The organism is Stutzerimonas marianensis (assembly GCF_022810315.1).
Taxonomy (GTDB): Bacteria; Pseudomonadota; Gammaproteobacteria; order Pseudomonadales; family Pseudomonadaceae; genus Stutzerimonas; species Stutzerimonas marianensis.
On sequence record NZ_JALGRD010000001.1, the window covers coordinates 610,038 to 621,924 of the forward strand.

At 66.5% G+C, this 11,887-nt stretch carries 10 protein-coding genes; 7 read left to right on the forward strand and 3 right to left on the reverse strand.

All coding sequences use genetic code 11. The annotated features are described in order from the left end of the window. The first annotated feature begins 181 nt into the window (after positions 1 to 181). From MST27_RS02635 to MST27_RS02655, 5 genes are read left to right on the forward strand one after another with little or no spacing between them, the layout of a single operon-like run. Complete coding sequence (locus MST27_RS02635; RefSeq protein WP_243604447.1) at positions 182 to 2,998, forward strand: CHASE3 domain-containing protein; 2,817 nt, start codon at positions 182 to 184, stop codon at positions 2,996 to 2,998. After that, entirely contained in the window at positions 2,995 to 3,384 is a 390-nt protein-coding gene (locus tag MST27_RS02640; RefSeq protein WP_243604448.1) for a response regulator transcription factor, read from the forward strand. The genes MST27_RS02635 and MST27_RS02640 overlap by 4 nt, the downstream gene beginning before the upstream one ends. Then, positions 3,381 to 4,523, forward strand: coding sequence for a YaiO family outer membrane beta-barrel protein (locus MST27_RS02645; RefSeq protein WP_243604449.1), 1,143 nt, complete (start codon positions 3,381 to 3,383; stop codon positions 4,521 to 4,523). The genes MST27_RS02640 and MST27_RS02645 overlap by 4 nt, the downstream gene beginning before the upstream one ends. Beyond that, positions 4,513 to 5,637, forward strand: coding sequence for a HEAT repeat domain-containing protein (locus MST27_RS02650; RefSeq protein WP_243604450.1), 1,125 nt, complete (start codon positions 4,513 to 4,515; stop codon positions 5,635 to 5,637). The genes MST27_RS02645 and MST27_RS02650 overlap by 11 nt, the downstream gene beginning before the upstream one ends. Beyond that, positions 5,634 to 7,037 carry a glycosyltransferase family 2 protein gene (locus MST27_RS02655; RefSeq protein WP_243604451.1) on the forward strand — a complete coding sequence of 468 codons (1,404 nt, stop codon included), beginning with the start codon at positions 5,634 to 5,636 and terminating at the stop codon, positions 7,035 to 7,037. The genes MST27_RS02650 and MST27_RS02655 overlap by 4 nt, the downstream gene beginning before the upstream one ends. A gap of 93 nt (positions 7,038 to 7,130) precedes the next feature. Here MST27_RS02655 and MST27_RS02660 read toward each other — a convergent pair whose 3' ends face one another. Beyond that, positions 7,131 to 8,624: an aldehyde dehydrogenase gene (locus MST27_RS02660; protein ID WP_243604452.1), complete on the reverse strand. Its 1,494-nt coding sequence runs from the start codon at positions 8,622 to 8,624 to the stop codon at positions 7,131 to 7,133. A 201-nt stretch (positions 8,625 to 8,825) separates the two neighbouring features. Here MST27_RS02660 and aptA point away from each other — a divergent pair, with 201 nt between their 5' ends. Next, on the forward strand, positions 8,826 to 10,151 hold the full coding sequence (gene aptA, locus MST27_RS02665) for an omega-aminotransferase AptA (RefSeq protein WP_243604453.1): 1,326 nt from the start codon (positions 8,826 to 8,828) through the stop codon (positions 10,149 to 10,151). Between the two features lie 111 nt (positions 10,152 to 10,262). On the opposite strand, the gene rpmG is transcribed toward aptA, so the two are convergent. Both rpmG and rpmB read right to left on the reverse strand, forming a co-directional pair. Further along, the gene (gene rpmG, locus MST27_RS02670) at positions 10,263 to 10,418 is read right to left on the reverse strand and encodes a 50S ribosomal protein L33 (RefSeq protein ID WP_014854577.1); all 156 of its coding nucleotides are present in this window, start codon (positions 10,416 to 10,418) and stop codon (positions 10,263 to 10,265) included. Between the two features lie 11 nt (positions 10,419 to 10,429). Further along, positions 10,430 to 10,666 carry a 50S ribosomal protein L28 gene (gene rpmB, locus MST27_RS02675; protein WP_025243688.1) on the reverse strand — a complete coding sequence of 79 codons (237 nt, stop codon included), beginning with the start codon at positions 10,664 to 10,666 and terminating at the stop codon, positions 10,430 to 10,432. A 431-nt stretch (positions 10,667 to 11,097) separates the two neighbouring features. Between rpmB and MST27_RS02680 the strand changes: the two genes are divergently transcribed. Continuing rightward, on the forward strand, positions 11,098 to 11,886 hold the full coding sequence (locus MST27_RS02680) for an IclR family transcriptional regulator (protein WP_243604454.1): 789 nt from the start codon (positions 11,098 to 11,100) through the stop codon (positions 11,884 to 11,886). The last annotated feature ends 1 nt before the right edge of the window (position 11,887 follow it).

Sequence of the window (11,887 nt, forward strand, 5' to 3'; positions counted from 1 at the left end):
TGCCGCGACTCCAACTACACTGACCACGACCGGCGTGCGTATCGCCGGCTCTAGCCTGCCGTTTGGAGCCCGTGAACGCCTGTGCTCCAATGCGACACGCCTGTCCCGCTGAAGGAGTCTGGTTTTGCCCGCAAGACTTGCGATAAGTTGGCATTCGCTTGCGTTTCTAGGTGCGTTCCTCGTGCTCGTCGCGCTTGGCTGGCAGGGCAAGCGCACTCAGGACGCCGTGCTACGGACCAACCAGTCGGTCAGCCAGAGCCTGGAGATCATCACCGCGGCCCAGGCCATCCTGTCCTCCCTGCAGGACATCGAAACCGGTTCGCGCGGGTTCGTGCTGACGGGCGAGCCGAGCTACCTGGATCCCTACGAGATCGGGCTCGAGCAGATCGAGGCGCACCGTCGCAGCCTCGAACCCCTCGTCGCGCAACGCGACTTCCCCGATCAGCGCTGGTTCGAACAGCTCGACCGCAACATCGCCGAACGCCTGGTGATCGCTGACGCGAACATCCAGGCGCGCCGGGAGCTGGGCCTGCAAGCGGCGGCCGAGCGGCTGCAACGCGCCGGCGGCAAGCAGATCATGGACCGCCTGCGCGTGTTGCTGAACGCCGTGGAACAGCGCGAGCGCCAGCGGCTGGCCGCCGCCAACCGGGCCGTCGCCGATACGCTCGACCGCAGCCGCCAGCTCGCCGTGATCGGTGCCCTGCTGGTCGCCGCGCTGTTCCTCGCCGCGATATGGGCGATCCGCCGCAACCTGCGCATCCGCCAGGCGCTGGCGGTCAAGGCGCAGGCCGGAGAAGCCCGGCTCGGGGCCTTGCTGCAGGCGATTCCCGACGACCTCTATGCACTCGATCGCAAGCGCCGGGTGACCGCACTGTCCGCAACGAACGGCACGCGCGCACCGGCCCCCGCCGCGATCGAGCCCCTGCTGGTCAATCTGCTGGACCAGGCCGACCACTCACTCGAGCTGCGCCAGACCACCTGGTGCGAGATCGATGGCCAGCGAACCTTCGAGGTGCGCCTCGCACCTACCGGGCTGGGCGACCACCTGGCGATCGCCCGCGACATCACCGAACTGCAGCGCGCCCGGGATATCCTCGAGGACCAGAAAGTCTTTCTGCGGCGGGTCGTCGACACCGATGAAAACCAGATTTTCGTGCGCGACGACCAGGGCCGCTTTCTGCTTTGCAACAGCGCGTTCGCCGAACTGCTGGGCTGCCAGCCGGAAGCCATCGAAGGGCGTCGCAGCGAGGAAATCGCCCAGGCTCACCTGGTCCTGCCGCTGTTACAGGGCGAAGCGGACCTGCTCGGCGGCAGCGGCGAACTGCGCATCACCGAAGTCAGCGTGACCGACACGCAAGGCCACGAACGCTGGCTGCAGGTGGTCAAGCGCCCCCTGACGCTCTCCAATGGCAGCTGTCACGTGGTTACCGTGGCGGTCGACATCTCCCTGCGGCGGCGCATCGAACAGATGAAGACCGAGTTCATCTCGACGGTCAGCCATGAGCTGCGCACGCCGCTGACCGCCATCCGCGGTGCCCTTGGCATGCTGGTCGGCGGCGTTGCCGGGGACATCGACGCAGGCGCCCGTCCGCTACTCGACATCGCGCACAAGAACAGCGAGCGCCTGGTACGCCTGATCAACGACATTCTCGACATCGAGAAGCTCGAGGCCGGCCGCTTGCCCTTCCACTTCACCCGCTGCGATGTGCAGGCACTGATCGAACAGGCGCTGGCGGATCTCAAGCCCTACGGCGACGAATATGGCGTCAGCCTGACGCTGCTTCTGCCGGATGGTCCGGTGCCCACCGAGGTGAACCTCGACCCGGATCGTTTCGCCCAGGTGCTGGCCAACCTCTTGTCCAATGCCATCAAGCATTCGCCGTCCGGGGGCGTGGTCAGCATCGATCTGCGCCGCGACGGCAACACTTTGGAGGTGGGCGTCCAGGACCAGGGCCAGGGTATTCCGGAAAATTTCCGCGGGCGGATATTCGAGCGCTTCGCCCAGGCCGACTCCTCCGATGCCCGCAAGCGCGGCGGTACCGGGCTGGGCCTGGCGATTACCCGCTCGCTGGTGCAGCAGATGCACGGCCGCATCGGCTTCGACTCGCAGGAGGGCCAGGGCACGCGCTTCTGGCTGCGCCTGCCGCTGGAGCTGGCCCCCGCGCAGCCGGCGGTCACGACGATGAGCCCTCCGCTGCCGGGGCGTGGATCCGCTGGGCCACAGGCGCGCATCCTGGTGCTGGAGCCGGACGCCCAGGCTGCCGAGCAATTGGCCAGCGCGCTGCAAGAACACGGTTACGCGACCGTCACTGCCGACACCGCGGTGAAGGCGCGCGAGCTGCTCGCCGAGTTCAGCGTCCAGGCCCTGACGCTGAGCCCCGCCCTGAGCGACGAAGACAGCATCGCCTTTCTGCAGAACCTGCGCAGCCAGAGCGCCTACCGTCACCTGCCGGTCCTCATCGTCAGCCTGCAGCCGCAACGCCGTGACAATGACGATGGCGTGCTGCGGGGCGGCGCGGTGGGCGTGATCGACTGGTTGCACAAGCCGATCGACCCCTCGCGGGTGATGGACGTGGTGCGCGCCTGCCTCACGAGCAACGGCGGGCGACCGCGCATCCTGCACGTCGAGGACGACGAGGATCTGCGCGTGCTGCTCGCCCGTCTGGTCGAGCCGCTGGAGGTCGACCTGCAGGGCGCGGGCACCCTGGCCGAAGCGCGCCGTCTGATCGAGCAGCAGCCGTTCGACCTGGCGATCATCGACCTGATGTTGCCTGACGGCGATGGCAGCGAATTGTTCGACCAGCTGGCCCAGGCACTCCCGCCGCCGCCGGTCATCATCTTCTCGGCTATGGACTCGCCCGTGCACGACAGCCGCCTGGCCCTGCGCCAACTGGTCAAATCGCGACACGACGGTGCCGAGCTGGCCATGCTGATCCAGCAACTGCTCAATCACTGGCCGCCCGGCCAGTCCCGGGATTCCGAAGAGGTCAATGCATGAGCGATTCCAGCCACCCGCGCATCCTGATGGTGGAGGACGAGGAGGACATCGCCTTCCTCATCCGCTTCATGCTCGAGCGCCACGGTTTCAGCGTCGAGCATGCCGCCGACGGGCGCCAGGCACTGGAGAAGCTGGCCAGCGCCTCGCCGCCCGACCTCACGCTGATGGACATCATGCTGCCCTACCACGACGGGCTCGAGCTGATCGAACGCCTGCGCGCGCAACCGGGCTGGGAAAGCGTGCCGGTGCTGATGCTGACCGCCAAGGCGCGCGAAGTGGACATCGTGCGGGCGCTGGAACTGGGCGCCGATGACTACGTGACCAAGCCGTTCCAACCCGAGGAGCTGCTGGCACGCATCCGCCGTCTGCTGAGGAGGCCGCGATGAGGTCACATTGCCTGGCGCTCGCCCTGGCCGCCTCCGCAGCCCTGCTCGCAACACCGACCCTGGCTGATGTCGCCACAGCGCGGCAACAGGTCGAGGCGGGACAGCTGGACGCGGCCGAGGCCACGCTGCGCACGCACCTGGCCGAGCAACCCGCGGACAGCGAGGCGCTTTTCCTGCTGGCGCGTGTCCACGCCTGGCAGGGCCAGCCCGAACAGGCGTTGCCGCTGTATGACCGCCTGCTGCGCGACGAGCCCGAGAATGCCGACTACCTGCTCGGCCAGGGCCAGGCGCTGCTCTGGGCGGGGCGGCCGCAGGCGGCGCTGCAGCCGCTGGAGCGCGCCGCCACAATCGCACCGGACTACGCCGAGGTCCAGCAGGTGATCCAGCAGGCCCGCGCCGCGCTGACCTCGCCGGTCACCGCAACCGCGCCCATCGCCTCCGCGCCTGCGCAGCGCCGTCACGAACTGGAAATCTCGGCTCGTCAGGACTGGCTCGACAATGGCTTCGACGACTGGCGCAGCCAGCGCCTGGACTACACCTCGACGCAGCCCGAAGGCCTCGGCTGGTACGGCGCCCTGCTACGTGAGCAACGCTTCGGCGAGTGGGACGAGGGCGTCGAAGCGGGCGCAGTCATCCCGCTGGACGAGAACTGGACCCTGCAGCCCGAGGTTGGCTATCAACCCTCGCCCTACTTCCTGCCCGAATGGCATGCGGACCTGCGCCTGCAACGGCGGTTGCCGGCGGGCTTTCTCGGCGCGGCCAGTGTCAGGCGTACCGAATACGAAACCACCCGAGTCGATCGACTCGCGCTGGCGGCCGAGCGCTACTGGGGGGCCTGGCGTGCCGGCTACACGCTGAACATCACCGATGTCGCCAATGCCGGCACCCCGATCGGCCATGACCTGGCATTGGACTATTTCTACGACGGCCTGAGCTATGCCGGGCTCAGGCTGACCGCCGGTGAAGAGGAAGCGGTCGAGGAGCAGCGCCTGATCACCAGCGACGTCCGCGCCGTCAGCCTGCAGGGGCGTCACTGGCTGGACAGCCGCTGGGCGCTGACTTGGGAGCTCGGCCACCACGAGCAGGGCGATTACTACACGCGGCGCTGGCTGCAGCTCGGTCTGCGGCATGCGTTTTGACCTGATCGTCCAGTGTCCGTCCTGGCTCTGCGAAGCGCCGGTCCAGGCCTGGCTGTCGATCTGGCCGCAAGACGGCATCCTGCAACTGGCGCTCTACTGTGCGCTGGGCCTGGGTGCGCTGACCATGCTGGTGATGGTGCAGGTGATGCTGCTGGGCGAAGTGTCCCGGCGCCGCGCCGCACGCCGCCAGCAGTTCAATGACCAGTGGCGTCCGTTTTTCGCGCTCTGCAGTCTGGGCGACACGCTGCCTGATCCCTTGCCGCCATTGCCCCGCGGTCGCCAGCTGTGGTTTCTGCTGCAATGGAACCGCACCCAGTTGCAGCTGCGTGGCGCCGCCCGCGACCGCATGAATCGCGCGCTGACCGCCCTCGGCATGGACCGCCAGGCATTGACCCTGCTGCGCGGCCGAGTACGCAGCAAGCTGATCGGCCTCACCTGCCTGCGCAACCTTGCCGACCCCGCGCACTGGGATGCCGTGCAACCCCTCCTGATGAACCGCAACCTGACCGTCTCGCTCGCCGCGGCGCAGACGCTGATCGCCATGGACGCCGCACGCGCCATGCAGCTCATCCTGCCCGCCGCGGTGACCCGACCGGACTGGGCCCTGCCGCGCCTGGCCAACCTCTGTCAGCTGGCCGGCGAGCAGGCGGTGACCCTGCCGCTGCTGATCGCACTGACGGGCTCCGAGGACCCGCGGCGTGAACGGCTCATACCATTGCTGATTCATGGCGACCCGCGGCACGCGGCGCCCTGGGCGCGGGCGCGCCTGGAAGAGGACGCTGCACCGGAGCAGCTGCAGGTAGCCCTGCGCTGCCTCTGCGAGCTGGCCGACCCGCGTGACCGCGGCCGCCTGCTACGCGCCATGCAGCACGCGCACCCCAACGTCCGGCTGGCCGCCCTGCAAGCGCTCGACAAGCAGGCGCGCAGCGAGGACAGCGCGGTCTTCCTGCCCCTGCTCGCCGACACCAGCTGGTGGGTTCGCCAGGCCGCGGCGGACAGCCTGGCCCGGCTTCCCGGCGTTACCTCCGAACGCTTGCAGGAGCTGTTGCTGCAGGTCGAGGATCGCTATGGCCAGGACGCCCTGCGCCGCGCGATCGCGGAGGTCCGGCGGTGACGATCGATTGGCTGTGGTGGCTGCAACTGGGCTTCATCCTCTACTTCTTCTTGCTCAACGGCATGTACCTGCTGCTCAACATGCTGTCGATGGTGAGCCTGATGGGCTACATCCGTCAGCGCGCGGAGACGGGCGAAATAGCGCCCTACCTCGGTGTCGAGCCGCCCGTCTCGGTGCTCATGCCTGCCTACAACGAGCAGGCGACGATCCGCACCTCGGTGCGCTCGATGCTGCAGCTGCAGTATCCCGAATTCGAAGTGGTGGTCATCAATGACGGCTCCAAGGACGACACCCTCGCCGTGCTGATCGATGAATTCGAACTGGTGCCGCACCCCGAGCCGCTGCGCCAGGCCGTGCAGCACCAGCCGGTGCTGGCGATCTACCGTTCACGGCGCTACGCCAACCTGCGGGTGATCGACAAGGCCAATGGCGGCAAGGCCGATGCGCTCAACGCCGGCATCAACGCGGCACGTCACGGGCTGTTCTGCGGTGTGGACGCCGACTCCATCCTGCAGCGCGACAGCCTGCTGCGGGTGGTGCAGCCCTTTCTCGAGGACGAACGCACCATTGCCGCCGGCGGTACCGTGCGCATCGCCAACGGCTCGGAGGTGCGCGGCGGCTTTCTCATCCGCGCCGGGCTGCCGCGCAACTGGCTGGCGCGCTTTCAGATTGTCGAATACCTGCGCGCCTTTCTTTTCGGCCGCCTGGGTTGGTCGCCGATGAACGCCGTCCTGATCATCTCCGGCGCCTTCGGCCTGTTCGACCGTGAGCGGGTCATGGCCGTCGGCGGTTACCGGACCGACACCGTCGGCGAGGACATGGAGTTGGTGGTGCGGTTGCACCGCTATCACCGTGAACGGCGAATTCCCTACCGTATCCGCTACCTGCCAGACCCCATCTGCTGGACCGAATGTCCCGAGGACCTGGGCACCCTGGGGCGCCAGCGCAGCCGCTGGCAGCGCGGCCTCGCCGAAAGCCTCGGCCGTCACGCGCGCCTGGCCTTCAGCCTGCGCGGCGGTACGCCGGGTTGGCTGGCCTGGCCGTTCATGGCCCTGTTCGAATGGCTGGGCCCGCTGATCGAGCTGGTCGGCTATGGCTTCATGATCGGCGGCTTCGTGCTCGGCGTGGTCTCCTATGCGGCGCTGACGGCCTTCCTGCTGGTGGCCATCGGCATGGGCATCCTGCTATCGGTCAACGGACTGCTGCTGGAAACCATGTCGTTCCGCGTCTACGAACGCCGCCGCGATATGCTTCGGCTGTTCCTGATGGCCGTGCTGGAGAACTTCGGCTATCGCCAGCTCAACACCCTCTGGCGTTGCCGCGGCCTCTGGCAGTGGTTCTCGCGACGCAAGCACCACTGGGGCGCAATGCGCCGCAGCGGGCAGTGGGGGCAAAGCTAGCTGAACGCTGAAAAACCGTAGGGCGGATCACGCTGCATCGGTCCACCAGCATCAAGGTGGATGGGAAAAGCGACATCCACCCTACGGATGTCGTCAGAGCTTGATCCAGGTCGCCTTCAGTTCGGTGTACTTGTCGAACGCGTGCAGCGACTTGTCGCGACCGTTACCCGACTGCTTGAAGCCGCCGAAGGGCGCGGTCATGTCGCCACCGTCGTACTGGTTGACCCAGACGCTGCCGGCGCGCAGCGCCTTGGCCGTCAGGTGGGCCTTGGAGATGTCGGCGGTCCACACCGCGGCGGCGAGGCCATAGGGGGTGTCATTGGCGATGGCAACGGCTTCGGCGGCGGTATCGAAGGTGATCACCGACAGCACCGGGCCGAAGATCTCCTCGCGCGCGATCTTCATCGCATTGCTGACGCCATCGAAGATGGTCGGTTCGACGTACAGGCCGCCGGTATCCTGCATCGTCCGTTGGCCGCCGATCAGCACCTGTGCACCATCGTTGCGGCCGGCCTCGATGTAGCCGAGCACGGTGTCGAGCTGCTGGGTGTCGACCAGAGCGCCGACATTGGTTGCCGGGTCCAGCGGATTACCGGGTTTCCAAGTCTTCAGCGCCTCAACCACCATCGGCAGGAAGCGCTCCTTGATCGCGCTTTCGACCAGCAGCCGCGACCCCGCGGTGCAGACTTCGCCCTGGTTGAAGGCAATGGCGCTGGCGGCGGACCTGGCGGCCGCCTCCAGGTCCGGTGCGTCGGCGAAGACGATGTTCGGGCTCTTGCCGCCAGCCTCCAGCCAGACACGCTTCATGTTCGACTCACCGGCATAGATCATCAGCTGCTTGGCGACGCGGGTGGAGCCGGTGAACACCAGGGTATCGACGTCCATATGCAGCGCCAGCGCCTTGCCGACGGTATGGCCATAGCCCGGCAGCACATTGAGCACGCCCGGCGGGATGCCCGCCTCGATGGCCAGTTGCGCCACCCGAATGGCTGTCAGTGGCGACTTTTCGGACGGCTTGAGCACCACGGAATTGCCCGTGGCCAGGGCCGGGCCGAGCTTCCAGCAGGCCATCATCAGCGGGAAATTCCAGGGCACGATGGCCGCCACCACGCCCACCGGCTCGCGGGTGACCAGGCCAAGCTGGTCGTGCGGCGTGGGTGCGACTTCGTCGTAGACCTTGTCGATCGCCTCGCCGGCCCAACGCAGCGCATTGGCCGAACCGGGGATGTCGATGCCCAGCGAATCGCTGATCGGCTTGCCCATGTCCAGGGTTTCCAGCAAAGCCAGTTCCTCGGCGTTGGCCTGGATAAGGTTGGCGAAGCGGATCATGGTCGCCTTGCGCTTGGCCGGGGCCAGGCGTGACCAGACGCCGGACTCGAACGCCATGCGCGCGCTGATCACCGCGCGGTCGGCGTCGGCCTCGTCGCAGCTCGCCACCTGCGCCAGCACGCGCCCGTCGACCGGGCTGATGCAATCGAAGCTGGCGCCGGCGCTGGGCGCGGTGTATTCACCCTGGATGAAGGCCCGGCCTTCGATGCGCAGGTCGCGGGCACGCTGTTGCCAGTCGGCGTAAGTCAGGGTGGTCATGGAGCGTCCTCGGTGTCTGTCGGATAGTCAGAAAAGCACCCTAAACCAGCGACGCCAGCCCTATCAATATTTTTTACGAACGGCCGGCGCCAGCCTTGTTTTGTTCGTTTTATTAAACATAGACTCGCCGAAACCGCTGGGCGCTCGGGTGCAGTCGCGCTACAGCATAGTCGCCGAACCCGCCACCGTGCCGGAGCACTCATGACCACCGATCCGCAGCGCGCCGCCTCAGCCGAACACTTCTGGATGCCTTTCACCGCCAATCGCCAGTTCAAGGGCAGCCCGCGGCTGCTCGAGCGCGCCGATGGCATGTATTACACCGATACGGAGGGCCGCCAGGTGATCGACGGCACCGCCGGGCTCTGGTGTTGCAATGCCGGCCACGGCCGGCGCGAGATCACCGAGGCGGTGAGCCGGCAGATCGCCCAGCTCGACTTCGCGCCCACCTTCCAGATGGGCCACCCGCTGCCCTTCGAGCTGGCGGAAAAGCTCGCCGCCATCAGCCCCGCCGGCCTGAACCGGGTGTTCTTCACCAACTCCGGATCGGAATCGGCCGACACCGCGCTGAAGATTGCGCTGGCCTATCAGCGGGCCATCGGCCAGGGCAGTCGCACCCGACTGATCGGACGCGAGCTGGCCTACCACGGCGTGGGCTTCGGCGGCATCTCGGTCGGCGGCATGGCAAACAATCGCAAGGCTTTCGGCGCGCTGCTGCCGGGTGTCGACCACCTGCCCCATACCCTCGACCTTTCGCGCAACGCGTTCAGCCGCGGCCTGCCTGAACATGGCGCAGAGAAAGCCGAGGAGCTCGAGCGGCTGGTCACGCTGCATGGCGCGGAAAACATCGCCGCGGTGATCGTCGAGCCCATGTCCGGTTCGGCCGGGGTGATCCTGCCGCCGAAGGGCTATCTCCAGCGCCTGCGCGAGATCACCCGCAAGCACGGCATCCTGCTGATCTTCGATGAGGTGATCACCGGCTTCGGCCGCGTCGGCGAAGCCTTCGCCGCTCAGCGCTGGGGCGTCACGCCGGACATCCTCACCTGCGCCAAGGGGCTGACCAACGGCGCCATTCCCATGGGCGCGGTGTTCGTCGACGAGAGAATCCACGACGCTTTCATGCAGGGGCCGGAAAGCACCATCGAGTTCTTCCACGGCTACACCTATTCCGGCCACCCGGTCGCCTGCGCCGCCGCCCTGGCGACCCAGGAGATCTATCAGCGCGAGAATCTGTTCCAGAAAGCGATCGAGATCGAAGGCTACTGGCAGGACGCCCTGTTCAGCCTGCAGGACCTGCCAAACGTGCTGGACATCCGCACGGTGGGCCTGGTGGCGGGCATCCAGTTTGCGCCCCATCCCGATGGGGTCGGCAAGCGCGCCTACGAGATCTTCCGCCAGTGCTTCGCCGATGGTCTGCTGGCCCGTGCCAGCGGCGACACCATTGCCCTGTCACCCGCCCTGATCGTCGAACGCGAGCACATCGATGCGATGATCGAACGCCTGGCCGGGGCCATTCGCAAAGCGGCCTGAGCGACCCACCAGCCGCGGGCGGCACGCAATGACGGACCGCCCAACGCAAACCGGACACCAGAAACGAAAAAACCCGCCGAGTGGCGGGTTTTTCCTTCAAGGGCCGATCAATTACTTGATCTTGGCTTCCTTGTAGATCACGTGCTTGCGCACGACCGGATCGTACTTCTTGATTTCGATCTTGTCGGGCGTGGTGCGCTTGTTCTTGTCGGTGGTGTAGAAGTGGCCGGTACCGGCGCTGGACACCAAACGGATCAGGTCACGCATGATAGTTCTCCTTAAACCTTTTCGCCGCGAGCGCGGATTTCAGCCAGAACGGCGTCGATGCCACGCTTGTCGATGACGCGCATGCCCTTGGCGGTCAGGCGCAGACGAACGAAGCGGTTCTCGGACTCGACCCAGAAGCGATGATGCTGCAGGTTCGGCAGAAAACGACGACGGGTTTTGTTGTTCGCGTGGGAAATGTTGTTCCCGGTTACCGGACCCTTACCGGTAACTTGACAGACTCTCGACATGCCTCAGCCCTCTAAAACCACATGCCCAACCCGGCATGGGTTGGCCGCTTGAAATCACTTGTCTTTCGGCGCTCAGCGCCACGTTTCGTTGGGGTCTTACCGGCTACGCGGCAAGCGAAGAAACCGGGCCCCTAGAAAAGAGCGCTGCTTTATATCAGAAAGCCCCCCGAGCAACAAGCGCGGATTGACTTGCCGCAACAGCACGCCGGCTCTGCACGCGCCAGTTGCTGCGGGTCTCCGCGGCCCGTCCGTCCCGTACCGTTCGTCGCGCCAGCGTCGGACCAGAGCCCGACCGGTCGCTGTGGTTTTACTCTGCGAAATTGCCGGCCGTTTTGGTTACCATGGCCCCTCTGCTTATTACCCGCCCACCCGGTCCGGCAGCGACTTACTGCCGATCGCCTGCGGCCCACCTTCAGACAGACCGAGACACCATGAGCGACGTTGAAGACATCGACACCGAGAACCCCAAGGACCGCAAGTTCGTCGAGGCGCTGTCCCGCGGGCTGGATGTGCTGCGCGCCTTCACCCACGGCTCGGTGGTGATGGGCAACCAGGACATCGCACGCATCACCGGGCTACCCAAGCCCACGGTGTCGCGCATGACCTACACCCTGACCAAGCTCGGCTACCTCAGCTATTCGCAACAGCTGGAGAAGTATCAGCTCGACTCCGGCGTGCTGGCGCTCGGTTATGCCTATGTCTCCAATCTGCGCGTGCGCCAGCTGGCCAAGCCCTACATGGACGAGTTCGCGCGGCGGACCAACACCACCGTGGGCCTGACCTGTCGCGACCGCCTGTCGATGATCTACATCGAGAATTGCCGGCCCGCGGAAGTCTCCACCCTGCGCATGGACGCCGGCGTGCGCCTGCCGCTGGCCACGACCGCTGCCGGTCGCGCCTTTCTCGCCGCCACCCCGGAAAAAGAACGCGGGCACCTCATGGCCGCGCTGGAAACCAAGTACGGCGACCAGTGGCCGGCGATGAAGCAATCGCTGGAGGAGTCCTTCGAGGAGTTTCGCCAGCACGGGTTCTGCCTGTCACTCGGCGATTGGGACCGCAACGTCAAGGCCGCCGGCGTTCCCCTGCACCTGGCCGATGGCAGCATCATGGCGCTGACCTGCGGTGCCCCCTCGTTCCAGCTCAGCGAGGAGACCCTCAAGGGCTCGCTGGCCCACCAGCTGGAGATGCTGGCTCGCGATATCGAGAGCCTCGGCGTCTAGC